The 26,171-nt window shown below is 51.7% G+C and carries 18 protein-coding genes and 1 other RNA gene; 9 read left to right on the top strand and 10 right to left on the bottom strand.

Annotation, left to right across the window (positions count from 1 at the left end; all coding sequences use genetic code 11):
* Positions 1-503 precede the first annotated feature (503 nt).
* Complete coding sequence (locus CFREI_RS09420; RefSeq protein WP_027011857.1) at positions 504-2,126, top strand: aspartate:alanine exchanger family transporter; 1,623 nt, start codon at positions 504-506, stop codon at positions 2,124-2,126.
* A 20-nt stretch (positions 2,127-2,146) separates the two neighbouring features.
* On the opposite strand, the gene CFREI_RS09425 is transcribed toward CFREI_RS09420, so the two are convergent.
* Entirely contained in the window at positions 2,147-2,620 is a 474-nt protein-coding gene (locus tag CFREI_RS09425; RefSeq protein WP_027011856.1) for an RDD family protein, read from the bottom strand.
* A gap of 266 nt (positions 2,621-2,886) precedes the next feature.
* Here CFREI_RS09425 and glnA point away from each other — a divergent pair, with 266 nt between their 5' ends.
* The 4 genes from glnA to CFREI_RS09445 all read left to right on the top strand — a co-directional run bounded on the left by glnA (position 2,887) and on the right by CFREI_RS09445 (position 9,809).
* Complete coding sequence (glnA, locus tag CFREI_RS09430; protein ID WP_027011855.1) at positions 2,887-4,323, top strand: type I glutamate--ammonia ligase; 1,437 nt, start codon at positions 2,887-2,889, stop codon at positions 4,321-4,323.
* Between the two features lie 2,162 nt (positions 4,324-6,485).
* Complete coding sequence (locus CFREI_RS09435; RefSeq protein WP_027011854.1) at positions 6,486-6,986, top strand: MarR family winged helix-turn-helix transcriptional regulator; 501 nt, start codon at positions 6,486-6,488, stop codon at positions 6,984-6,986.
* A 386-nt stretch (positions 6,987-7,372) separates the two neighbouring features.
* A complete protein-coding gene (locus CFREI_RS09440; protein ID WP_051255793.1) occupies positions 7,373-9,184 on the top strand; it encodes a ribonucleoside triphosphate reductase in 1,812 nt (603 codons plus the stop codon).
* A complete protein-coding gene (locus tag CFREI_RS09445; protein WP_027011852.1) occupies positions 9,150-9,809 on the top strand; it encodes an anaerobic ribonucleoside-triphosphate reductase activating protein in 660 nt (219 codons plus the stop codon). The genes CFREI_RS09440 and CFREI_RS09445 overlap by 35 nt, the downstream gene beginning before the upstream one ends.
* A gap of 277 nt (positions 9,810-10,086) precedes the next feature.
* Here CFREI_RS09445 and CFREI_RS09450 read toward each other — a convergent pair whose 3' ends face one another.
* From CFREI_RS09450 to CFREI_RS09460, 3 genes are all read right to left on the bottom strand, one after another.
* A complete protein-coding gene (locus CFREI_RS09450) occupies positions 10,087-10,749 on the bottom strand; it encodes a biliverdin-producing heme oxygenase (RefSeq protein ID WP_027011851.1) in 663 nt (220 codons plus the stop codon).
* 1,033 nt (positions 10,750-11,782) lie between these two features.
* Complete coding sequence (locus tag CFREI_RS09455) at positions 11,783-14,887, bottom strand: bifunctional [glutamine synthetase] adenylyltransferase/[glutamine synthetase]-adenylyl-L-tyrosine phosphorylase (protein ID WP_027011850.1); 3,105 nt, start codon at positions 14,885-14,887, stop codon at positions 11,783-11,785.
* A 14-nt stretch (positions 14,888-14,901) separates the two neighbouring features.
* A complete protein-coding gene (locus CFREI_RS09460) occupies positions 14,902-16,239 on the bottom strand; it encodes a glutamine synthetase family protein (RefSeq protein WP_027011849.1) in 1,338 nt (445 codons plus the stop codon).
* Positions 16,240-16,301: 62 nt separating this feature from the next.
* Here CFREI_RS09460 and CFREI_RS09465 point away from each other — a divergent pair, with 62 nt between their 5' ends.
* The 3 genes from CFREI_RS09465 to CFREI_RS09475 all read left to right on the top strand — a co-directional run bounded on the left by CFREI_RS09465 (position 16,302) and on the right by CFREI_RS09475 (position 19,322).
* On the top strand, positions 16,302-17,087 hold the full coding sequence (locus tag CFREI_RS09465; RefSeq protein ID WP_027011848.1) for a helix-turn-helix transcriptional regulator: 786 nt from the start codon (positions 16,302-16,304) through the stop codon (positions 17,085-17,087).
* A gap of 64 nt (positions 17,088-17,151) precedes the next feature.
* Positions 17,152-17,592 (top strand): VOC family protein, encoded by a 441-nt coding sequence (locus CFREI_RS09470; protein WP_027011847.1) that lies wholly within the window; start codon positions 17,152-17,154, stop codon positions 17,590-17,592.
* Between the two features lie 59 nt (positions 17,593-17,651).
* Positions 17,652-19,322: a CYTH and CHAD domain-containing protein gene (locus tag CFREI_RS09475; RefSeq protein ID WP_051255899.1), complete on the top strand. Its 1,671-nt coding sequence runs from the start codon at positions 17,652-17,654 to the stop codon at positions 19,320-19,322.
* A 19-nt stretch (positions 19,323-19,341) separates the two neighbouring features.
* Here the strand turns inward: CFREI_RS09475 and CFREI_RS09480 are convergent, their stop codons facing one another.
* Entirely contained in the window at positions 19,342-19,554 is a 213-nt protein-coding gene (locus tag CFREI_RS09480; RefSeq protein ID WP_027011846.1) for a hypothetical protein, read from the bottom strand.
* A gap of 125 nt (positions 19,555-19,679) precedes the next feature.
* On the opposite strand from CFREI_RS09480, the gene CFREI_RS09485 reads away from it, so the two are divergent.
* Positions 19,680-20,894 carry a galactokinase family protein gene (locus CFREI_RS09485; RefSeq protein WP_027011845.1) on the top strand — a complete coding sequence of 405 codons (1,215 nt, stop codon included), beginning with the start codon at positions 19,680-19,682 and terminating at the stop codon, positions 20,892-20,894.
* A 755-nt stretch (positions 20,895-21,649) separates the two neighbouring features.
* Here CFREI_RS09485 and rnpB read toward each other — a convergent pair.
* The 5 genes from rnpB to cobC form a co-directional block, all read right to left on the bottom strand.
* Positions 21,650-22,036, bottom strand: an RNA gene (rnpB, locus tag CFREI_RS09490) — RNase P RNA component class A.
* A 15-nt stretch (positions 22,037-22,051) separates the two neighbouring features.
* On the bottom strand, positions 22,052-23,308 hold the full coding sequence (locus tag CFREI_RS09495) for a bifunctional RNase H/acid phosphatase (RefSeq protein WP_027011844.1): 1,257 nt from the start codon (positions 23,306-23,308) through the stop codon (positions 22,052-22,054).
* Positions 23,309-23,316: 8 nt separating this feature from the next.
* Positions 23,317-24,006 carry a zinc ribbon domain-containing protein gene (locus CFREI_RS09500; protein ID WP_027011843.1) on the bottom strand — a complete coding sequence of 230 codons (690 nt, stop codon included), beginning with the start codon at positions 24,004-24,006 and terminating at the stop codon, positions 23,317-23,319.
* Positions 24,007-24,015: 9 nt separating this feature from the next.
* A complete protein-coding gene (locus CFREI_RS09505) occupies positions 24,016-25,152 on the bottom strand; it encodes a Nif3-like dinuclear metal center hexameric protein (RefSeq protein ID WP_027011842.1) in 1,137 nt (378 codons plus the stop codon).
* Complete coding sequence (gene cobC, locus CFREI_RS09510; RefSeq protein WP_035111331.1) at positions 25,149-26,165, bottom strand: Rv2231c family histidinol phosphate aminotransferase CobC; 1,017 nt, start codon at positions 26,163-26,165, stop codon at positions 25,149-25,151. The genes CFREI_RS09505 and cobC overlap by 4 nt, the downstream gene beginning before the upstream one ends.
* Positions 26,166-26,171 lie beyond the last annotated feature (6 nt).

Consider the following 26,171-nt stretch of genomic DNA (forward strand, 5'->3'; position numbering starts at 1 on the left):
ATTTCCCCAGCTCACACCCCTAAACCAAAAGCCCACAACACAAATCTGCCGGCCTGGGCTTGCCCAACCCTTCCTTAAGCTTGTTCAATCCTTCCTCAAGCCTGCCCCCAAGCTCTTCCCAAAGCCATGCCAGCACCATCCAATCCCTCCCATACCTCAAAACACCTCAGAATGAAGGCTAGGCTAACTTTTGGGGACAAGTTCATATTTTTGCCAGGCCTGCGGCACGAAAAACACTGAAAGTGTTTTGTGTACACAATCTTTTGGCCGCTGCGGCAAAACTCACATTTTGCCTCTTAGGGTGGAGCACCATTGAACATTGGCCATCGGCTTTTCATATCGAGCTCACGGTAGCTTTCAACCATCACCCTAGATTGGGGTGCCTTCTTATACTTTAGATTTCCTGCAAGTGTGGTATTCCATATCGGCGTTTTCCGAAAGTTTGATTGGGCTATCAACTACCGAAGTTGAGGGGCGTTACGCGCCCGTGCCACGATGGAAGTGTGCAATTGTTAGTGGAGAATAAGCTCTTAGCATTATTGGTCATAATGTCGCTCGGCCTCCTCGCTGGACGCATTAAAATCGCTGGTTTTAGATTGGGGGTGGCAGCGGTACTCTTTGTGGGACTGGGGTTTGCGACCTTAGAGCCAGAGATTACTCTTCCTCCTATTATTTTTATTGTTGGCCTTTCATTATTCGTATATACGATCGGTTTAGAGGCTGGACCGGGGTTCTTCGAATCTATGCGTACTACCGGTGTGCGCCATAATGTCTTTGGCGTTGGCGTAGTCATTGCGGTTACTGCTATTTCATATGTGCTTATCAAAGCATTTCATATCGATAACCCTTCCGGTGCGGGCATGTTTACCGGTGCCCTAACAAACACACCGGCGATGGCGGCGGTCGTCGATACGCTACCTGCGCTTATTGGTGAAGACCTAGATACTAAAGCACAACTTGAACTCCCCGTAGTTGCATACTCATTGGCATACCCCATCGGTGTGCTCGGCGTAATTATTTCTGTAGCGGTTATGGCGAAGGTTTTTCGAATCAACCATGATCAAGAAGCGCAAGACGCCGGGGTGGCCATTCAAGAGTTGCTGACTCGACGTATTTTAGTCACCAAGGAAGGCCTGCCCTCGGTGACCACAATGCCGCACCGCTTCGACCTAGAAATTATTATTTCTCGCATCGAACACAACGGTAAATTATTCCTCCCCGAACCCGGCGACCATGTGGATCCCGGCGATATCGTTTCGGTTGTTGGCACTGAAGACCAAGTTCTGGAAGCAGAAAAACACATTGGCGAATTTCTACCCGGTGATCCCACTCATGATGAAGGCCTGGACTACCGCCGTATCTTCGTCTCCACAACCGAAATGGTAGGTGTGCCACTGCGGAAACTACGCCCACGCCTCCAAGGTATGCTGGTGACCCGAGTGCGTCGCGGCGACGCTGATGTAGTAGCCACACCAGATACAATTTTGCAGCTCGGTGACCGCGTTCGCGTGGTTGCACCACATGATCGCATCGACCGTGCAACCCGCCTTTTTGGCGACTCCTACAAGCGGATTTCCGATATTAATCTGCTGCCGATGTTGGTCGGCCTAAGCTTTGGTGTATTAATCGGCATGATCCCATTTCCGCTTCCAGGTGGCACTGCGCTTAAACTCGGTAGCGCCGGTGGACCGCTCATCGTTGCATTGATTTTAGGGGCGATTGGCCGTACCGGAAATATTGTTTGGCAGGTCCCCTATGGCGCCAATCTTGCGCTCCGACAACTTGGAATTACATTATTCCTCGCTGGTATTGGTACCACCGCAGGCGCAGGTTTCGGGAAAGCACTTTCGGACCCCCGTTCACTAACCATTTTGGGTGTTGGCGCAATGATTACCTTTGCAATCAGCCTGCTCACCTTGATTATTGGTTATAAGATCCTCAAAATCCCGTTCGGTCAAGTTGCTGGCATTCTTTCCGGTCTGCAAACCCACCCTGCGGTTTTGAGTTATGTCTCCGACCAAACCAAAAACGAACTCCCCAGCATTGGTTACACAACCGTGTACCCCATGGCCATGGTCACAAAAATCGTCAGCGCACAGGTATTGCTATTCCTGCTGTTTTTATAGTGCTTACGTGGATACGCCATTTACCCCAAAATTACGGCGGTGCCGGTCGCGCGGTCATGGAGCCCGCGGCCGTCGGCATCCACAAGAATAGGTGGAAATACAAATAGCGTTAAAAATGTTCGTACAAATGCGCGGATGAATCCGACGCGTTCTTCGGCATCAACCCGGGCAACCCCCATACGGAACACCGCCTGGCCAGGAGTCCGTGCAAACAAAGAAACGGAAACCGTGCCGAGAATAAGGAATACAAAGAACGTAATCGTAGATACGCCTCCAAGCTGAGACGTGAAGTTCCTTAAAATAATTGCCGCAAACATACACAAAAACCAGTCGAACGCAATACCACCAACACGCCGCATTACGCTAGCAAGCGCACCCACCCCGGACTCCGGAAGGCCTAGTTTTTCACCCGGCCATAGCCCAGGCGCAAATGGATCATCGTTTTCAGCCGGGATCTGTGGCCCATCCAGCCAACTGTGCTTTGCATCTGCCATAGCTATCACCATATCCAGGTTTGTTTCGAAAGAACACTGGAAGGATCAACCCCAATTGCCACCATGATTACGGTCGAGTGATAGATATAGGTAGAATCTCCATCGTGCGATACAACATATGTGCCAGCAATATGCCATGCACTGGACCTTTGCGCTTTGTAGGCGCATTGGGTATTGCGCCTACCGAGCAAGGTGCCCCCATATACTCTCTGCACCCAAGAGCTCGCACTATAGAAATCGGCCCCGCCATTCGCTAGGAGTGCCCTGTGGCGTTCAATTCCATCGAAGACGTAATTCAATATATCCGCGACGAAGACGTGAAATTTGTGGACATGCGGTTCACCGACGTCCCCGGTACCGAACAGCGAATTACAATCCCCGCAGCAACCTTTACTGAAGAAGCCGCCGAAGAGGGCTTCGCATTTGATGGCTCATCTATTCGAGGGTTCACCACGATTGATGAATCCGATATGAATCTGCTTCCGGACGTGAATACCGCCGTGGTTGATCCGTTCCGCAAAGCAAAGACCATCAATATGAAGTTCTTTGTGCATGACCCGTTTACCCGGGAACCGTTTTCCCGCGACCCTCGTAATGTCGCACGAAAAGCCGAAGAATACCTCACCTCTACGGGCATTGCGGATACCTGTTTCTTTGGCGCCGAAGCAGAGTTCTACCTATTCGATAAGGTGAGTTTTGCTACCGACGCCCACCATGGTCACTACTCCATTGATGCTGACGCTGGTTGGTGGAACCGCGGGTCTAATACCACACTTGACGGAACTCCCAACCGAGCATATAAAACCCGGCTCAAGGGAGGGTATGGCCAAACCGGCCCCCATGATGTATATGAGGAACTCCGCGATGATATGACCCTGCTCCTTGAAAACGCAGGTTTTATTGTGGAGCGTCAACACCCCGAAGTGGGAACCGGCACGCAGCAAGAAATCAACTACCGCTTTAATACCTTGCTTCATGCCGCCGATGATTTACAGACTTTTAAATACATTGTAAAAAACGCCGCATATCGCGCTGGCCGTACCGCTACTTTTATGCCAAAGCCACTCGCTGGTGATAATGGCTCTGGTATGCACGCACACCAATCACTCTGGAAAGACGGCAAGCCACTTTTCCATGATGAATCCGGGTACGCGGGCCTTTCTGATATGGCCCGCTATTATATTGGCGGCATTCTCCACCATGCAGGCGCGGTGTTGGCGTTTACCAACCCAACGCTCAATTCCTATCACCGCCTTGTTCCAGGATTTGAGGCCCCAATTAACTTGGTGTATTCGCAGCGAAATCGTTCTGCCGCGGTACGCATTCCCATTACCGGCTCAAACCCAAAGGCTAAGCGTATTGAATTCCGCGCACCGGACCCTTCTGGCAACCCATACTTTGGCTTTGCTGCCATGATGCTCGCCGGGCTCGATGGCATTAAAAACCGCATCGAGCCCCATGCGCCGGTGGATAAAGACCTCTACGAGCTCCCTCCCGAGGAAGCAGCATCGATTCCCCAGGCTCCAACATCCCTGGAGGCATCCCTCAAGGCACTGGCGGAAGATCATGACTTCCTTACCGAAGGCGATGTGTTTACCGATGACCTCATTGATACCTATATCCAAATGAAGTATGACCATGAGATCGACCCAGTCCGCCTCCGCCCGACCCCGCAAGAGTTCGAAATGTACTTCGACTGCTAGACGTCATTCCCACGTTTAGCGTTACGACGCCCCGCAAACCAGCAAGTATGGACACCTTAGGTTCACACTGACGTGCGGGGCGTTTTTATTATTCTCTGGTTTTAGCAAAGATTTGCTCTGCAATGCACTGCACAGCGCAAAAAGCAACGCGTTAACAGCACATTTGCGACAATGTACTATTTGATTATCGAATAAAGAGGCGTTTCCTTATATTCATTAATGCGGCCGGATTAAAGAGCTACACATATTTTATATGCCGCTAAAAATAGGGGCACAAACATTTCTACCACTCAAAGAATGAAATAGAAAACGCAGGACGCAATAAACTAAACCAATCAAAAGCTCTGCCACACACCATTTATCACGCTCTATTAAAAGCAAGACAACTTGACCCAGTTCCAAAAACTAGACCAGACAGAGAACGATTTGTGAGCAATTTGCTATCGGAGATACACGCTAAGTGGTGACCAACACAAGCGACTTATAGACGTTTCCCTATCATTAGACTCGCGATTTGTTAGGCAAGGCTTTTACCCCATCGGGTGGGATTTTTTTATCTATTCCGCAACCTAAACGGTACAGTCAAAGCCCCTTGACCGCCGACGGATCAAAAGATATAGACAGCTATCCCCCAATGGCCCACGTAGGCCAATTAAATGCAGCTTCACCTGAACTTTTATATCAATGTCGAAACTTAAAGAAACCTCAATCTTCACTTGGATTAACCAAAATGAATTATTGGTTTTGCACAATAATGAATAGTGCGCACTAGACAATAGAGTACTCCCCTTCTCTATTGGACGCGACAACACTTCTACCCCCTCCTCGGCTTCAATTTTTACATTATTGATTCTTCCTATAAAAGTGATATGGCCAAAAATATGACAATTGAAGGACTGTGACCAGTCATTTAGCCATGGAAGTCCAAATCATAAAGTGCGCAATCAATTTTCCAAAGTCCGATTGCACACCCCCAGAAACGGGGGCAAAAACGATACAGAAAGGTAGCGAAGCACAAGAATTGAAGCCCAGCGATCCGACCATTCAATACCGCATCCAACCTAAGTAGCAATATTGATATTACCCCCATCTCCGATTCCTGCTGGACCAAATTTTATCGCCTGAAAATCGTCTTACACCACTCCTCAGACGACCGATCAATCCAGAAATTGACGCGCCCGCAAGGCGCCAAACCGGGTTCAAGAGGGAAATAAAACAATGGGTTATCACGCACATCCACCCCCGCACTAATGAGGCATGTAACGCCTAGAAAAGCCCGTGTTCAGCACCAACAGTCACACAACAAAAGCTACCAATAACCTTAATTTAATCTTAATTTTGGAGCTTTCGGTTAGGGCATCTAGAGCGCAATACAGCTTTCTTCTATCCAAATGGGTCGATTTTCAAAACGGCCTCAATCTAACACTCGAGTTCCGAATTTACCGTAAGTAAACCGCACAGTAGTCGAAAATTTATGAAGTACACAACTGAATAAAACTACCTTCAAGATAATGAAATCTTCTTCATAACACCAGGCCCGTACGCATGTTTTAGCAGGCAAGCAGTCGGCGCATCTTCAAACACAATCCAAAATTCCCCAAATCCCTAGTCAAAGCATAAAATGGGTGGAGAGGTCAGATGTCCGACCAACAGACAGCTCCCTGACCTCCACAACGATGCCACTCCTATGTGCGAATCCGACATCGCACCCTTAGATGAACTCTGCGCACGAATAAATTACACCAATGTGAGCATCAAACCACGATACAAAAGACACGGATTTGTAACGGCAAAAGCCCACCAAAATACAAAAACGGCCCTCGAGCAAGTTACAAAAGTGCCATTTGTGTATATGAGTTTTGCCGCCTAAAAAGCATTTTATATAACGCGCAAGAAATCTTATAACAGTTGTATTTAGTGAATTTGAATTAACGTTTCACAAAGCTATTAATTAACTCAATTAGCACATTTCGCACTATTCAAATCTCACCCCCATAGCAAATTTACAGCTTTTGAAGTGATACGTCTGACGCAACCCATTTGGCCAGGTGAACCCATAAACAAAACGCGCCCCCATTTATTGCTGCTCACGAAATTGAACGTACACAATTAATCCTACCCCCGAATTGCGAAGGTTCGCTTTACACGACATACTCAACGATGTGAACAAGCCCAAGACCCATTTGAATCTCGACGACCTCGTCTGCTTCTCTTTGTATTCAGCTGCACGTGCAGTCCAACAAGTTTATCGCGGACACCTGGACCGCTGGGGTATTACATACCCGCAGTACCTCGTGCTCGTATGCTTGTGGGAGGAAGACGGCCTGAGCGTTAATGAGCTCGGTGAACGCCTCCACCTGGACAGCGGCACTCTCTCCCCGCTCCTGAAGCGCATGGAGGCTGCAGACCTTCTGGTACGTCTTATCGATCCGACCGATACTCGCCGCCGTATCCTCTCCCTTACCCAACGGGGACGCGATCTTGAAGTTGAGGCAGGCCCTCTCCAGCGCTGCGTAGCTGCAAGCGTGGACCTTACTCGTTTTGAGCTCGCTGAGTTACACCAACTCACCGGCCGTGTTGTTGAGTCTCTCAATAACCGCCGAGTCCCAATGGATGGTCGTGCTTTCTCTGGAGTACGTCGCAATCCTAAAGTTCAAAACTAAATCCGGAGTTACCCAGCTTCGGCCGTGTGGTGAGCAAGGACCCAACCTTCTTTCCTCACATTGTCCCTCGTCGTTAGCACAAATCGTCTCCCAAATTTGTTGTGCTAAGGACTATTAACCCAAAACCCGGCGTCGAATTGCCCTCGACGCCGGGTTTCGAGTATCTCCGCTACGCAAAGGTACGCGGACGATGTGCGCCTGAGTTTCCATTTGGCGTAAAACCTGCACTACATACCAGACCAAACTGAGATGTGAACAAGCCGATTCCCAATTCGGCTATTGAGTTGGTCGGTATGTGCGTGGAAAAGTTCCCAGCCTATGCTGTCAACAATCTCACGTGCACACACCGGTGACATAATACCCTACCTGCCTCTAGGGTATTCCATATGTGCCCCTCTACTCGTCTCTCGTCCCCTACAACAAGCATTAATGTATCCGAAACCATCAATGAGTATCTTGATCGATCTGACTGGCGCGTTCACGCCAACGCTAATCAAGACTTCTCACTTGGCGGCTTAGTTCTAAATACAAGCGGCAAGGTAGTAGCGAACTATTGGCTTGAAGAGATCTTCTCCTCTGAGGCCGCACAGGCACACCGAAATGGTGATATCCACATCCATGACTTGGATATGCTTTCTGGGTATTGCGCTGGCTGGTCATTGCGCCAACTCCTACAGGAAGGATTTGGCGGTGTTGCGGGCACGATCTCTTCCGCCCCGCCACGGCATTTTTCCTCGGCATGCGGACAAGTAGTAAACTTCCTCGGCACACTTCAAAATGAATGGGCTGGCGCGCAAGCATTTAGCTCATTTGATACCTATATGGCACCATTTGTACGTCTTGATCAGTTGAGCTACGACCAAGTCGAGCAGATCATGCAAGAATTCATTTTTAATCTTAATGTTCCTAGTCGGTGGGGAACACAAACACCATTTACCAACCTTACGTTCGACTGGAATTGCCCTGCTGATTTGGCCGACCAATACCCAATGATCGGCGACGATATCTGTGACTTTACCTACGGTGATCTGGGCAAAGAGATGGATATGATCAATCGGGCTTTTATAAGCGTTATGTCCCAAGGTGACACCGAAGGACGACCTTTTACCTTCCCAATCCCCACCTATAACATCACGGAAGAATTTGATTGGGAAAGCCCAAATGCCCTAGCGCTTTTTGAAATGACAGCCCGTTATGGGCTGCCCTATTTCCAGAATTTTATAAACTCAGAGCTCGACCCTGGGATGATTCGCTCCATGTGCTGCCGTCTGCAACTTGATTTGCGGGAACTCCTTAAACGAGGCAATGGGCTCTTTGGTTCAGCAGAGCACACAGGTTCGATTGGGGTGGTCACTCTAAACTGCGCACGCCTAGGTTTTCGATTTAAAGACGCCGGCGAAGAAGCATTGCTTAAAGAAGTTACGCACCTGGTGAAGCTGGGCGTCGATACGCTTGAACGACGCCGCGCAACCATAAATAATCTCCTCGAGCGTGGGCTATTTCCATATACCGCCAGGTGGTTACCGGATTTAAATAACCATTTTTCTACCATCGGCGTCAATGGGTGCAATGAAATGATCCGGAATTTCACAGACGACACGCACGACATTACAACCGCTGAAGGCCATGACTTGGCTGGACGACTTCTCGACCATATAAATGATGTGCTTATTGAAGCCCAAGAGCAGACCGGACATTTGTACAATCTTGAAGCTACGCCTGCGGAAGGTACAACATACCGTTTCGCCCGCGCCGATCGAGCTCACTATCCAGGCATAATTCAGGCAGGTACTGCAGAAGAGCCATATTATACAAACTCGACGCAATTGCCCGTTTCATATACACCGGACCCATTTGCGGCATTGATTGCACAAGATGATTTGCAGACACGATATACCGGCGGCACTGTGCTTCATCTCTATATGGGCAGCGCCATGAGTAGCGGAAAGGCATGTGCGTCACTCGTGCGTCGAGCACTTACATCCTTCCAATTGCCTTATATTACGATCACGCCAACTTTTTCGATCTGTCAAACACATGGTTATCATTCCGGAGAGCACCCAGAATGCCCCGTGTGCGGAGCGGAAACAGAAATGTGGACGCGGGTTATGGGGTACTTCCGCCCAGTGGCAAGCTTTAATACCGGCAAACAAGGCGAATTCCATGAGCGCCAATACTTTACCGAACCAGCAGCCTGACATTATATTTGCTGGATTGCTGCCGTTTTCCAGCACCGATTGGCCAGATAAGCTTACGGCCACGGTTTTTACCCAAGGATGCCCTCTCGATTGCCGGTATTGCCACAATCCGGCACTCAAACATATTGGCCAATCTGGAAATGTGACGTTGGAGGAGATCGAAACACTACTCGTCCAGCGAAAAGGACTACTCGATGGACTCGTGATTAGTGGAGGGGAACCATTACTTCATCGTGGGCTATCGCAAACCATTGCACGTGTACATGCGCTGGGGTTTCCCGTGGGGCTACATACCAGCGGATATTCCCCCAAAAGGCTTGCAAAGCTACTAGCCCACAATGAATCGCGTCCGGATTGGATTGGACTGGATGTAAAAGGATTACCCGAAGACCTTCCGGAAATCACCGGTTGTACGGTAAGTATCGCGCGTCGAATGTGGGAATCATTGGAGATCGTGGCCAAATCCGGCATTGATATCCAAGTGCGCACAACTGTTTGGCCAAATTCACCGGTGTCGCACGCATTGGAAACCATGCAAGCGAAGGTTACGGCACTTGGACTACCACCATTAGCCATTCAGGTTGCCCGCAATGTAGATAGGTGGGGATATTACATCGAAAGCTAGAACGCAAACAACGGGGGTGTTTGAACAGTATAATCCCGTTGCACACCCTCAACCCTTAGAGCTGCAAAAACTATGGAAATATCCACAAATAGCAATACAAAAAAGGGGTGAAAAACATACTATTTATAGTCTCGAAACCATGTTTTACCCCATCGCTGAGCTTTCCCAAAATAGACCAAACCCCGGCACTCATACACACAATGGCTGGTATATGTGCTGAATACCGGGGTTTACGCTATGGACGCCTAAGGAAAGGCATTATGGGAGAATACGGCCGTTAACGAGTAGCGCCAATATTATTGAACATTTCCAAGTTCATAAGGAATGCATCGCCTGCTTCATCGAGAAGCCGAGCGCGGTCTGCATCGGAGAGCTCGATGGCGTCGAGAGCCGCACGGTAGTTGTCCTTATATGGCTTTACCTTTTCAATGCCCTCGAAGTTGTAGAAGGTCACGCCTTCCGGAGCAACATCATAGTGGCGCTGCATCATGCGACCAATAACCTGACCACCGGAAAGATCACCGAGGTAGCGAACATAGTGATGAGCTACCAAACGAGCAGCATCGGAGGTTTCTGCAATCTCATTAAGACGATCGACATATGCCTGGGTTGCAGGCAGCGCAGTGACAGTCTCACGCCACTCCTTACCACCATGAAGGTGATCAAGGTCTGCTTCCAGTGATGGAACACGATCAAGCACCGGGTCAACAACACCAGCGGCAATTGGGTTATCAGCTACTTTGCGAGCAGCATTTTCCAGCGCTGAGTAGACGAACCAGGATTGCTCCTGAAGAGCAATAAAGTCGGCGACGTCTGCATTGCCATTTAAAAGTTGCTCCATAAAGGTGGAATGCTCGGCGCGTTCATGTGCTTCTGCAGTGGAGGTCTTCAATTCAGCGGAAAGTTGTGCACCAGGGCGGGCTTCCATAGCGAGGGTCATCTCGAAGCAAATCCTTTTCGATAAGGGGTAAAGCAAAATTGAGGGCAATTTCCGTAATGCACCAAGACCAGGAGCCTGCCCACTCCCTCTATTCAACTAAGGGTAGCCACACCTCAACATCAACCATTAGGTTGAAAAATCCTTATCTTAGGGATTGCAATTCCTACCGCCAACCAGCACCTGAACCTGCCCGAAAGTTAGACCGGTTTTTGCTCTATGGTGCTTGGGGCTGGAAGAGCTTGAGAGCTGGGTTTTCGGACGGGGTTGGGAACAGGCCTAGGAAGGCCTAGACGGGTCCGGGAAAGCCTAGCCGGGCTTGGGAAAGCCTAGCTGGGCTTGGGAAAGCCTAGCCGGGCTTGGGAAAGCCTAGCCGGGCTTGGGAAAGCCTAGCTGGGCCTGCGAAAGGCAGATTTGTGTTGTGGGCTCCTGGTCTTGGGGTGTGAGCTGGGGAAATGTGATGGTGGGTTGTGGGTGATGTGAAATCTGCCTGATTTTCGGGGCGGGTTGGCTGAAAATCCAGGGCTTCCCGGGTGTATTGGCTGGTTTCCCGAGCCTTCGAGCCGCTTTCCCGGGTGTTTAATAGGCGCACCCTATCAAACTAGTGATGTTTTCATGTCGAGTGTCGCAGATTCCATAAAATCGCCTGAAAAAATGGAATTTGTGACAACAGCCCATGTTGCGCACAACTGTTGACCTGGGGTTTGTCGCAGATTCCATCAGAACAGCGAAAAAAATGGAATCTGTGACAGGTTCCCTACCTATCGTGTCGCAGATTCCATAAAATCGGCCGAAAAAATGGAATCTGTGACAACACGCCCAACCGGGCTAAAAGGGCCAGTCAGACCCCTACCAGGCTCCAAGTGAATCCCAGGTCATCGGACGCACACAACAAAACTACAAGCACACAACAAAACCACAAGCACACAACCAAACCACCGGCCAAAAGCCAGGCCACAAAACCAGGCCAAAACCAGGCCACAAATCAACGCCCAACCACCCCAGCCCCCCAATAAGCTGGGGTGAAGTTCATAACTTATGGTTCAAATGTGGCCTCACCCCAGAACACTTCATCAACAACTTGCCTGGCCCGACGTGTAAGCCGCAAATAGTTTTCCAGGAATTCTTGGTATTCCGTTGGATCCCAGCCTGCCGCACCAGCCACCTGTGCAAGCTGTGCACCGGGCTGCGGCAATTGATCGGTTCGTTTACCACGCACCAGTACTAAAGCGTTGCGTGCGCGCGTAGCCGCCAGCCATGCTGTGCGCAGTGTTTCCGCTTGTTGTTGCGGTAATAGCCCATGTTTTTCAATAATGTCCAAGCAGTCCAATGTGGAAGTATTATGCAGCTCTGGCACCGTATGCGCATGTAGCATAATTAAAAGTTGTACAGTCCACTCAATATCCGTTAGGGCTCCCCGACCAAGCTTCGTATGGGTGTTTCTATCAGCACCGCGTGGCAAGCGCTCATTATCCACCCGGGCTTTCATACGGCGGACTTCCCGCACAGTATCTGAAGAAACGCCGTGTTTTGGATATCGCAACGGATCGATGCGCTGTAAAAACTCCGTGCCTACTTCCATATCACCGGCAACAACTGCGGCTCGAAGCAATGCCTGTATTTCCCACGTTTCACCCCAACGTTCGTAATAACGTTCGTAGGATTCAAGGGTCCGTACCACCGGGCCGGAACGCCCCTCAGGACGAAGTCCAAGATCTACTTCTAGTGGCGGATCATCGCTTGGTTTTGCCAACCGCCTACGCATTCGATCACAGACTTTAATTGCCCAGGCAACCGCATCCGCATCCTCCACGCCATCTTCCGGCTGACATACAAACATCACATCGGCATCTGAACCATAGCCCAGCTCAGCGCCACCTAGACGCCCCATTCCAATCACTGCGATTCGCGCAAGTTTTCGTTCCCCGTCTGCTTCCGCACCACGAATCTCAGCGGAAAGCGCAGCATCAAGTACGGCATCCCATACTAGGGAAAGACTCCGACACACTTCTTTGACATCCATCATGTCCAAAAGGTCCGCCGCGGCAACACGTGCTAATTCCGCGCGGCGCAATGACCGCGCCGCTCGAATTGCTTTTTCCGGATCGGTATATCGTCCAGCCGCAGCTTTTAGCGAATGCGAAACTGTATCGGGTGATGCACTCAATAATTTCGGACCAGTTGCACCATCGCCCAAGAGTTTGACTGTATCTGGGGTGGTCACAATGAGTTCTGAAACATATGGTGAATTACCAAGAATGCGCATCAGCCGCTGCCCAACTACGCCTTCATCGCGGAGCATTCGTAAAAACCATTGTCGGTCTTCGGCCGCTTCTGAAAGTTTGCGGTAGTTTAATAGTCCAGCATCAGGATCTGCCGTCTGCGAAAGCCATTCCATTAATGTGGGCAATAGCATTGCCTGGATTTTTGCTTTGCGGGTCCGCCCCGACGCCAATGCGATCAAATGTTCGTACGCACGGTCTGGGAAGGTATATCGCAATGCCGCAAGCTGTAATTTTGCCGACGCCGCAGATAGCCTCAAGGTTTCCACCGGCAAACTGGCCACCGAATTAAGGAGCGGTCGGTAGAACAATTTAGCGTGCATTGAAGAAATCTGCAGTGCTACTTTTCGGAAGCGTTCTGCCAGCTCTTCAGCAGCAGTTCCTTGAGTTCCTTGTGCAGTTATGCCTGCTGCGCGTGCTAGCCAGCGCATAGCTTTTACATCATCTTCCGCCGGCATGGTGTGAGTTCGCCGTAATCGCTGAAGCTGCAATCGGTGTTCGAGTAATCGCAAAAACTCATAGGCAGTAATTAAGGCGTGTGCATCCTCCCGGCCAACATACCCACCGCGCATCAATGCCGTAAGTGCATCCACAGTGCCTAATTCACGTAAACTTTCGTCCACACGACCATGAACTAATTGCAATAATTGGACCGCAAATTCCACATCGCGCAGACTTCCCTTGCCGAGCTTTAACTCACGTTCGCGCAATTCCACCGGCACATTATTTACTACTCGACGCCGCATTGCCTGGACATCATCAACAAAGCTTTCGCGTTGGCTTGCCGTCCATACAAATGGTGCTAAAGCTGCTACATATTGCTTGCCGAGCTCTACCGCACCGGTCATTGGGCGGGCTTTAAGGAGCGCTTGGAATTCCCATGTATGTGCCCATCGTTTGTAGTACGCAACATGGCTTTCCAATGTACGTACGAGTGCACCTTGTTTGCCTTCTGGCCGCAATGCCGCATCCACTTCAAAAAAGCACCGACAACCAATTCGAATAAACTCCCCGGCAAGCCGCGTAGTTCGAGCATCCGCTGGTTCCGCAACAAACACCACATCTACATCCGAAATATAGTTTAATTCCCTGGCACCACACTTCCCCATGGCAAGCACCGCAAGACGCGAAGCAATTGGTTTCTCTCCGTAGACACCTGCGACAGCCACTGCCAATGCCGCAGTAAGCGCGGCGTCGGCAAGCGATGTTAAAGCATCTGCAACTACGGTAAATGGAATGTGTGGTTGACCCGGTCGGCGCGGTGATTCCGGATAGGTGCCTGCCAAATCATGCGCCGCAATCCTCATAAGTAAAGTTCGATATGTGCGCTTCAGTTCTTGTTCGGCCTCAAGCCCCTGTAACCCGGCGCGATATGTGCCCGGCGTGGAACAATCGGCGCGCGCAGTATCTGCATCCGCATCCGCAATAGCCAAATTCTCATCGTCTGTATGTACTAATTCAGCAGGAGTTGCGGCAATACAACCAAGCATTTCCTGCATCATTTCAGTAGCCGTAGGCATTTCCCTTTGCAGCTCTGACCATAAGTTCGGATTGGCCACAATATGATCGCCTAGGGCAGTCGATGCCCCTAACATGGCAATAAGCCGCACCCGCAGTGCAATATCTTCTCGCAGTGCGGTATCAAGCTTGGATCGTTCATCCCCCAAAGCCTGCATTAATCGAACAAGCGTATTTAATGCTAAATCCGGATTCGCCGCGCCCGTAAGGCTCCATAACAAATCAACTGATTCCGGGTTTAGCCACCCTAACCACTCTAAATCCTCCTTCGCGTGTGGGCCTTCTAGACTTAACCCACCCGGAGTAGGAACCAAACGTCGCGTCGAACGCGGTGCGGCCATGCAGACTCCTCGATCTAGTAATCCAAGTTCGTGCGCAGCTCCCAAGACGTAATCTGTGCCTGGTAATCCTGCCATTCGCGCCATTTATTTCGCAGGAAGTATTCAAATACGTGTTCGCCAAGGGTTTCGGCAACGAGTTCTGATTGCTCCATAAGCCGCAACGCTTGATCCAAACTGCCCGGTAGGTCTTGATACCCAAGTGCGCGGCGCTCTCTACGCGTAAGTTTGGAAATATCATCCTCGGCGGGATCCGGAAGTTCATACCCCTCCCGAATACCTTGCAGACCAGCGGCAATAATTACCGAATACGCCAAATACGGATTGCAAGCCGAGTCCGGACTGCGCACTTCGACCCTGCGTGAAGAAACCTTGCCCAACCGATATGTAGGCACCCGCACTAACGCCGAACTATTTGAAACACCCCAAGTTGCGGCAGTTGGAGCCTCATTACCAAACATCAAACGCTTATATGAATTGACCCATTGGTTTGTCACCGCTGTAAATTCCGGCGCGTGACGCAAAATACCGGCAATAAACTGCCGCGCCGTCACCGAAAGGGAAAACTCATCATCTGGATCATGGAACGCATTATTATCGCCCTCAAATAACGAAAAGTGCGTGTGCATGGCGCTACCCGCATGTTCCGTAAATGGCTTTGGCATAAATGTTGACCGAACACCATTTCGCAGCGCGATCTTTTTAATCAGGTAGCGGAATGTCATTACATTATCCGCCATAGTTAACGCATCGGCATACCGCAAATCAATTTCCTGCTGGCCGGGGGCCGTTTCATGGTGCGAAAATTCAACCGAAATCCCCATTGATTCCAGCGCATTAATTGCATCAAAGCGGAAAAGCGGCGCTTTATCCGTTACGGCCTGATCAAAGTACCCACCATTATCCGTTGGAACAGGCGGTCGACCATCAGTATTGAGCGACTCCACCAAGAAAAACTCAATTTCCGGGTGAGCAAAGCACGTAAATCCCTCATCCGCAGCAGCTTTTAATTGCCGGCGTAGCACCTGGCGCGGGTCCGCAAATGAAGGCTGCCCGTCCGGCATTGTAATATCGCAGAACATCCGTGCGATATCAATTTTTCCCCCATGTTCAAATGGCATTAATTGGAATGTTGAAGGATCCGGCCGCGCAATAGTATCGGCTTCTGAAACGCGCGAAAACCCTTCGATTGCAGAACCATCAAATCCAATACCCTCTTCAAAAGCACTTTCGAGCTCTGCGGGGACAACCGACACGGATTTTAAAAACCCCAAAATATCCGTAAACCACAGGCGCACAAAATGAATATCACGTTCCTCAATAGTGCGAAGCACAAATTCCTGTTGGCTATTCATGCTTTTTAATCTACCCGCTAAGCAGTCACCACCTCAGCCTTTCCCGATTATGATCGGTCACTATGGATCTTGCAGGCATCCAAGGCCGGATTTCGACGTCCCTCCGATCAGGGCACGCACCTACCTTGCGGGAATTAGCAGCTCAATATGGCTATAGCCCTTGGTATTTGTCCCGGCGATTTAAAGCCCTAACCGGCTATAGCTTGCGCCAATATATTGAAGCTCTCAAAATACATCGCGGAATTGAACAACTAACCGATTATGGAATGAGCGTCAGCGAAAGTGCACTCAATTGCGGGTATGCGAGCCTAGGAACGTATTCAAATACTTTTATTCAGCACACCGGTATTAGCCCTAGCCAGCACACCGCCAAAAGCCGTAAGGCACTCAACATACTCACTAAAATTCGGCATCGGAAAGGCACGTTCTACCACTATGAACAGCCATTAACCACAGCACACACAATTACGGTCAATGCCACCTATCCACACGGGTATGACCCTTGTATTACCTGTATTGGGCTCTTTCCCAGTGCGATTCCTAAAGGTCCACCGATTGTCGGCGCAGCGTTGTTTAATCACACCACAACTAAGCTTTTAAATATTCCCAACGGTGAGTTCTATTTGCTGGCATGTGATCTTCCTCTATTACGTACATACACGCAGCTTATAAAAACGAACTATCGGCAAATGCATCCAGAAAAGCTTCGCTTCCCGCAGGATTCTGGCAGGGATTTTACGCTAGCCATGCGCCCCCCAATCCCGGAAGACCCACCAATTACTTTTAATCTCCCCGTGCTTATTAGTCAGCGAATCCAGGCGCGAATACAAGAGCGCAAATCGCAATAAATCTATGGCACCTTATGGGTCTACTCTCAATGGCAGCACCTTCAAGTATTGAAAGTAGATTCCAATGTCAACATTCCATGTTTATCTTAACCTTCCCGGAACAACCGATAGCGCTTTCGAATTCTATTCGGAGCTTTTTGGCGCTCAATACCGGGACCGCTACACATACCGCGATATGGCTGCGCACGGCGTCGATACGCAGCCTAAGCATGCTGACCTCATTGCGCACGCCGCGCTTGAGCTACCAAATATGCTGTTGATGAGTTCGGACTCTGAGGAACCAGTGCAACAAACGAAAGGCAATTCGGTTATATTTTTGCACTACGCACCGGATTCCATACAAGATGCCGACAGAGTATTCGAAGCACTTGCGAGCGGTGGAGAGGTTATTATGCCGATCGACCATCAACCTTGGGGCTATAACGGCCGGTGCATCGACCGCTTTGGCGTTGCGTGGGAAGTGCTGTTCGATACGGAACTCGAACCTGATGCGGACGCAAACTAGTGTACGGCTTCGGGGGCACCACCCCATCAGGGGTTGAAAATTGCTGGTACAACTGGGGTATGAGTACCCGCCAGTTCATCGAGGTAGAAGCCAAATTTGCGGTCGAACAGTCCGCCGAGATCCCAACCCTGACTGAAATAGATTCCGTTGCTGAAATTCAAAGTGAGGCAACACATGAACTTTCAGCAGTGTATTACGATACGCCCGACCTCCGATTGACTCGGGCAAAAATTACCTTACGACGCCGCACCGGCGGCAAGGATTCTGGGTGGCATATGAAACTACCCGCCACCCACGGTCGTATGGAATTACATGCGGATTTAGTAGAGCCAGCCGACGGAATCTATCAGGTACCTGTGGAGCTGCTATCCCCGGTGCGCGCATTAGTCCGAGATATCCCATTGGAGCCAATTGCCCAGGTGGACAATGTGCGCTGGGAATGTGTACTCGCCGATACAGAAGGCGATATTATTGGCGAATTCTGCGATGACAATGTCACTGCATGGTCACTTCTCCCCGGTGGAAAGCGCACAACCTGGCGCGAATGGGAGTTTGAACTCGGCGCGAAAGTTGCCGAAAGTGAGCAAGGCACGGCAATTATGGCATCCGCCACAAGCCTTCTAGAATCCGCCGGCGCCGAATCGTCGGAAAGCCCATCCAAACTTGTTGCAGCCCTCGGTGATTCCATACACAATGCCCCGCCCCCGCCAAGCCCCAAAGAACTCCCCGAAGACCACCCGGCATATGCAGTGCTTTTGGCCCTGGCCACAAACCGTAATGCGCTAATTGCAAATGACCCAAAGGTCCGCCGAGACGAATATGATTCCGTCCACCAAATGCGAGTGGCCACCCGTGAACTCCGCAGCCATATGCAAACGTTTGAAGGAATTCTTACCGGCGAAGGCTACCAAGAACTCGAAGCCGAATTAAAACACCTGGCAGGCGTACTTGGCGTGGCTCGCGATGCCGAAGTTGTAGAAGAACGCTTTCATAATCTCCTTGCCACCGTGGACCCCGATATTATCGACCCCACCACGCGCAAACACCTACAAGAAGATATGGCCCTGGAATATCGGCACGCGCACCATGCCGCGGTGGAATTTATGGAATCGCAACGCTATTGCGATATTTTGAATCGCCTTGATGAGCTGCTTGTACACCCCCAGCTGGCCACCGAGCACACCCAGGACCAAAATGCCGAACATATCAAGGAAACGGAAACCCCCGAGGAAATCCTTATTGCCCACCTCGATGAGGCGTACAAGCGTTTGGTAAAGCGGCATCGCAAAGCGATTGATCGCTGGCCCGATACTGAGCGCCCCTTGCGCGAACGCGAAGACTATTTCCACGATATGCGGAAATCCGCTAAAAAACTCCGCTATTCAGCCGACGCTGCCCGCGCTACCGGCCTAAAAACCAAAAAACTCTATGACGCCTGCAAACGCATGCAAACCGTGCTTGGCGATTTCCAAGACTCCGTTACCTCCCGCGACGTACTTCGAGCTAAAGCAGAAGCAGCCCGGGCCGCCGGCGAAGACACATTCGCATACGGTGTCCTATACCAAGTGGAGCGAGAACGCGGACTCGAATCATTGCGCGACTATGCCGAAAGCTTTGACAATATTGAAAAAGCATATGAGGCAATGAAACTTGCGGCCGAAAAAGCCACTGAAAAAGCTTCTTCTCAGGCGGAACGCAACACTAAGAAGAAGCGGAAAAAGAAGAAGTAATAGGTAACGGGTTGGGGGCTTATTTCTCCCAGGCTGGGGATACTCCCCAGTCTTCGCCCTCTTCATCGTAGGCATCAGCCGCGGCTGTACGTTCGGCGGCGATCTTCATAGCGTCGTGTGCTTCGGCCTCGCTTGCATATGGCCCCATGCGGTTATCCCAAGACTGATGTTTCCCCTGAGCAACCTCACCAGTCGACGGATTGTAGAACCATTGTTCGTCTGAGTTTCCCATGATTTGCAACTCCTTGGAATTGGCAGCAGTGGTCGTTTTCCAACCTACCGCCTGCTGATACACATTTTCCAGACTAAAGTTGAGTGCAAACTAATTGCTACCCAGTTCAAGGAGTTTGTTCGTCTATGGCACTTTGGAGTGTTCCGGAGGAGTCGCTTCGCGACCGCGCGGCTCAATCCCACCGCAAAACCTACAATGCCGACCCCACAATCCTGACCACCGCACCCGGGACCATTCCCCTTGTAGGCGAACACACGGACTACATTGGGGGCGTTGTTGTAGTAGCGATGTCACACCTCGGGGTCGCCGTCGCAGCCTCCCCGCGACCCGACAATAAAGTGCAGGTTCGCCTTAGCCAATTCGACGGCACCCGCTTTAAAGACACCTCCACCACCACAAACATGGATTCGGTCGCTCAGCGAAAACCCGGCGCAATCGAACAAAAACTCGGTGGGGTGGTGTGGTCTTTAGTTAACCGCCAAATGCTCAGCCGCGAAACCCAAGGCTTTAATATCACCGTGGTCAGCACGATCCCCCCTCACTGCGGACTCGGCGAAGCAGAAGCCATGGCCACCGCATTCGCCCTCGGTCTCCAAATTGCCGCCAATGCGGAAATCGACGCCCCACTCCGCGCCCGCCTTGCCGAAGTTTGCGCACAATCCGCAACAGTATTCGCAGACACACCAGAGCTCCGCGCCCGCCATATCGCAGCCCTCCGCGGCCACCCCAAATCTGTCGCACTAGTAGATTATGCTGACGGTTCAGTAACCCAAGCACCACACCCACGCGAACTCGACCTCTTTATCGTTGCCCAGCCAAAGCCCAAAGGCCCCACCGAACTAGTTTCCGAAATCACCCGCCGCCACACATTTCTTGACGACGCCGCCCGCGCCTATGGAGTCGACTCCCTCCGCGCTCTCCCCGACGCACCCTCCCGCGTAACCGACTGGCTAAGCGCGGTCCATAAAGTCCACGGCCCCGATAAAGGCCCAGGTATCGAGGAAGCCGCACATTGGCTTCAATTCCTAAGCGAAGAAACCCGACGCGCCTCCGAAGCCGCCGCAGCTCTCCGCTCCCGCCGCATGAATGCCGTCCTTGAACTCGCCCGAACCTCCCAACATGAGCTAGAAAACAAATTCAATCTAGCCACCGAAACTAACCGCGCCCTCGTATACCTATGCGAATCCCGAGGCGCCCAAACTGCTCGATCCACAGCCCCCGGAATGTTCGACGCCGTCCTCGCCTACGTCAACCCAAAACACTCCCACAACTTCGCCGCCGACCTTTCCGAAGACGGATTGCTCGTCATCCCCACCTACGCCGGAACACCCACCGAATAAGCTTATAAAAAGCAAACTACCCGCTAATTGTTGGGCTGCACTATGGAAGGCTGATGGCCGTTGGGGCTGGCTCCAGCTTTCGGAGGGGTTGGCTCCAGCTTTCGGAGGGGTTGCTGGTGACCTTCGGAGGAGCTGCTGTGGCTTTTGTGGTTTTTGAGGCTGTTGGGGTTTTGGTGGTGTAGATTCTGCTAGGCTGTGCTGGACTTGCAGGTTTGCGGCCCGGTTTTTGGCCTGACTTTTGGCCGGTGGTTTGGTTACGTGCTTATGGTTTTGTTGTGTGCGTCCGATGACCTGGGATTTACTTGGAGTCTGGTAGGGGTCTGACTGGCCCTTTTAGCCCGGTTGGGCGCGTTGTCACAGATTCCATTTTTTCGGCTGTTTTTATGGAATTTGTGACACGATAGGTAGGGAACCTGTCACAGATTCCATTTTTTTCACTGTTTTTATGGAATCTGCGACACACCCCAGGTCAACGATTGTGCGCAATGTTGCTTGCTGTCACAAATTCCATTTTTTCAGGCGATTTTATGGAATCTGCGACAGTAAGGATGAAAACATCACTAGTTTGATAGGGTGCGCCTATTAAACCGCACGTAAAGCCCAGCCCACACCCCCGGAAACCAGCCAATACACCCGGAAACCAACTCCAACCCGAGGTAAAGCAGCTGCCACACCAGGAGACCCCAAAAACCAGCTCCGCCACCCAAAACATCAGGCAGATCTGACACACCCAACATCCACTGAAACTATGAGCGCGAATGAGTCATCCTATAAGCCGGATTCTGTCAGTGTGTGAACATCCATCTGGACCCATCATTGCTGTTGGGCCTCAAGCAGCGTACCTTCGGGCTCGGCGAGCAGCCTACGAACGCCCGAACAGACATACAGATGTACGTCCTCTTGCCTTGCTCCAGGTGGGGTTTACCTAGCCAGCAATGTCACCATTGCTGCTGGTGCGCTTTTACCGCACCGTTTCACCCTTACCCATTGCTGGGCGGTTTGTTTTCTGTGGCACTTTCCCGCAGGTCACCCTGGGTTGCCGTTAGCAACCACCTTGCTCTTTGGAGTCCGGACTTTCCTCGGCAGTATGTCAGGCGCACTGGTCGTGTCGATACATTCGCCGCGTCCACCCGGATGGCTCATTCGCGCATTCGATCCTACACACCATTGAGGTGAGAGGTGTCATTAATCAGGCGTACGCAGGTAGGACCGTCTGCGTAGTATTCCGCCACTGAGATTGAGGCAAGGTCCAAATGGAGCCTGCGGAAGAATTGCGGTCCGGCCTCCAAGGCGTCACGCAAAATCGCTTTAATGGGGGTGACGTGGCTAACTACCAGGATATTTGCCTCCCCGTAAGTATTGCGAAGTTCGGCAACTGTGTGCCCTATTCGCTCATTGGCTTGATGGAGCGATTCGCCTCCTGGGGGGATAATTGTGGGATCGTTAAGCCAGGCAGTGTGGGTTTCCGGGTCTGAGTTGTGTGCTTCGCTAAAGGTGAGGCCGTCCCATTGCCCGAAGTTCATTTCAATAAGACCTTCATGGATTGTTAGGTCGATACCGAGTGCTCGGGCGCAATGTTCTGCAGTCCGGCGGGTACGGAGCAAGGGCGAACAGACAATATGATCGATTCCGCCGAGGGCGGCAAGCCGGGCCGCAGCTGCAGCGGCTTGTTGTTCTCCAAGTTCTGTAAGTGGCGGATTGCTGTGGCCGGAGTATTTTTTGGCTGCGGATAATTCGGTTTGACCATGGCGGAGCAGGATAAATCGGGTGGGGGTAGTGGTGGCACCATTCCAGCTGGTCACGGTTTCATTGGATTGGATATTGGGGGTAAGGGTGCCACCTTGCGTTTCGCCACCCGGCTCACCACAAGGTGCACTCGCCACACCTCCCCCAGCCAAATCCACACCTCCCCCAACCAAATCCACACCTCCCCCAGCCAAATCCCCAGCACCGCTGGCTTTATTATCTGGGGCAGGGGGCTCGTCGATAATGTATCCGGGTTGGGCGCCATCGGCGCCGGCATCCATGGCGGTATTGGCTAGTTCGTCGGCTGTGGCATTTGCGGAGCGGGGCACCCAGGTATAGGTGATGTGGTTAAAGGCTTTGGCAATGTTTTGGGCTTTGAGGGCGAGGGCTTGCATATCGGGGTGTTTGATTTTCCAGCGCCCTGACATTTGTTCGACCACGAGTTTGGAATCCATAAAGACTTCCACTTCGGTGGCCCCCAGGTTTGCAGCGGCTTGGAGGCCATTAATCAGTCCTCGGTATTCCGCAACATTGTTCGTTGCGGTACCCACGTATTCGGCGATGCGGCGGAGTTCATTGGTGTGGGTGGCGTCGTAAAGCACGGTGCCGGAGCCTGCAATGCCGGGGTTGCCGCGGGAGCCGCCGTCGGCCTCGATGCATACTTTCATAGTGTTCCCTATCGGATAAGGTAGACGCCGCAATCGGGGCAGCGTGGGACGGATTCGGCGGGGGCGTTTGCTATGGCGGAAAGGGTGGCTGGCGGCAGGATAAGGTGGCAGCCGCCGCAGGAGCGCCCAATAAATTTGGCGGCACCCACACCGTCGATTTCGAACTGTTCATCGTATTCAGCGAGGGCGGCGGCATCAATAGAAGCCCGCAATTCATTTATACGTTCGCCTCGTGAGGCGGTGTCGCGGGGCACTATTGCGCGCTGGGCGGCGGCCAAGGAGCGCTGTATGGAGTCTAATTCCGCCCCATAGCGTTCATGGTGGGCACGTAGGGCGTGGAGCTCATCATGGGTTTCTTTGAGTTCGCCGCGGAGGTCGTCGATACGGCGGACGGCGGCGGCGAGTTCGTGCTGGAGTTCACGACGTCGCTCGGGGTCAGTCGTAGCACCAAGCGCACCCTTTGCATCGGCTTCCCGGCGCTGTAATTTAGCGGTATCTCTTTGGATTCGCCGCACTTCCGCCTCCATATCAGAAATAGAAAGCGCAAGCGATGCGGCGGCATCATTTGCCCGCTGATATTCCTTTGTTAGGCGTTCTACCTCGAGTTCTTCGGGGGTTTTCGGCAAAGATTCGGGTTCTACTAATACTAGTGTTGCAAGCTCAAGGAGATCTTGTTGAGCTGCGGGAGAAAGTTTCATTTCGGTTCCTTATAGATTATTTATTTTGCACGCCGCAAGCGTCCAAGGGTCAGTTCGAATATCAATCATTTCTACTGCAACATCGAGTTGCTCGCCAACAATCCCCGCGGCTTGTTCGCACCATGGAAATTCACTGGCCCAGTGGGCGGTATCAATAATGGCGGGGCCACCGGCACGCAAGTGTTCATCAACGGGGTGGTGGCGTAGGTCAGAGGTCACATACACATCTATATCCAGCCCGGATACCCGTTCTAAAAAGCTATCGCCGGAACCGGAAGACACAGCAACCCGCCGAACAATCATTTCAGGGTCACCGGCAGCTCGGATACCCCACTCCGTAGCTGGCAGTCGTTCGGCCACACGGGCTACAAAATCCCGTAGCGGCATAGGTGTATCTAATTCCCCAACTCGTCCAAGACCGTATGCGTTTTCTATATCAACGGTGTTTTCCAGTCGGACAATATCAAAGGCGGGCTCCTCATATGGGTGGGCTTGGCGCAGTGCGCGTTCAATGGCCCGGCGCGCCGGTGTTGGCGCAATAAACTCCACCCGGAGTTCATCTACATATTCAAGTTCGCCAACGGTACCTATTGCTGGATTTGCGCCTTGTAAAGGCCGGAATTGCCCGCTACCAGAATATTCAAATGAGCATTCGGCATATTCGCCAATATTTCCGGCGCCAACGGCAAATACTGCGGCTTTTACAGCTGGCGCATCTGCACTTGGCACCATGACTCCCCATTTATCTAGGGTATGGGGCTTGGGAAGTATTGGCCGCCCGGGGTGTACGCCCAGGAGTTCGGCAAGCCGATCATTGACGCCGGGGCGTGCGGAATCCGCATTGGTATGGGCTGCAAATAATGCCACACCATTTCGAATAAGCGTATGAATTACCCGCCCTTTTGGAGTATCCGCCGCAACACTCGTTACCCCACGCAGCAATAATGGGTGATGCACTACGAGCATTTGGGCGCCGATTGCAATGGCTTCTTCGGCGACGGCTTGGGTGCAATCCAGGGCAAATGCTACTTTATGCACTGTTTCCGCTGGATCTCCGCAGATCAGGCCTACCGCATCCCAGCTTTCTGCGAGTTCTGGCGGGTAGGCGGCTTCTAAAATATCCCGAACGTTACCGACTGTGCTCACTGCACGATCTCCTTTCTCCACTCTTCTAGTGTGGCAATTGCTTGGGCATCGCGCACAGCCAACCGCCAAAATCGTGTATCTAAGCCGGGGAAGGTATCGCACCGGCGCACGGCAATCCCCCGCTCCGCAAGCGCAATGCGTTGGGCTTCCACATTATTGCCAGGCGGATTGACCAGTAGAAATGGCGCTTGGCTCGGCCATATATGCCAATTGTGAGCACGCAAAAACTCCACCATATGCGCGCGCTGTTGCAGCATTTCCTCCCGGATTGGGCGAATATCCGCCGCCAATGTGTGTTGGATTGCCAAAAGCTGTAGTGTGCCCAATGGCCAATGTGGGCGGCATCGCTCTAATTCGGCGACGGTATCTGCGGCTGCTATTAGGTATCCGCAGCGCAAACCGGCTAGCCCCCAGGTTTTGGTAAGGCTGCGTAAAACAATTACTCCCCGATCGATGTATTCGATCATGGATTCGTCTGGGGCAAGGTCCATAAATGCTTCATCAACCACAAGGGTGTTTGTGCGTTCAGCCAGGGCTAAAAGTTGCGCGCGGCTATGCAGCACCCCCGTTGGGTTTGTGGGGTTTCCAATTACTACCATGCTTCCAAGTTCTGCTGGGCATGCCGCGGCCCCCAAAGTATCTTCCAGCGTAAAAGGCGGGGGCAGAATCCAGTGTTGCACCGGTATTCCTGCTGCTCGTAGTGCGTACTCTGGTTCGGTAAAACTGGGGTGAATAATTGTGGCATTGCGTGGTTGCAGGCGCGGCAATAGTGCAAAACCCTCAGCGGCTCCGGCAAGCAAAAGGACTTCCTCGGGGTGCACACCATGGTGGCGTGCCACATCAATGCGGGCTTGTTCGGGGTTTGGGTAGGCCCCGAGTGTGTCTAATCCTTTTTCTAATACTTCCCGCAGCCATCCAGGTGGGCGTGACGAACGCACGTTTACAGCAAAATCAAGGAGGGCACCTGCAGCGGCCTGATCACCATGGAAACGCAAAGGGTCAAATTCAGTCACAAACAA

It is taken from the genome of Corynebacterium freiburgense (genome assembly GCF_030408815.1).
Taxonomy (GTDB): Bacteria; Actinomycetota; Actinomycetes; order Mycobacteriales; family Mycobacteriaceae; genus Corynebacterium; species Corynebacterium freiburgense.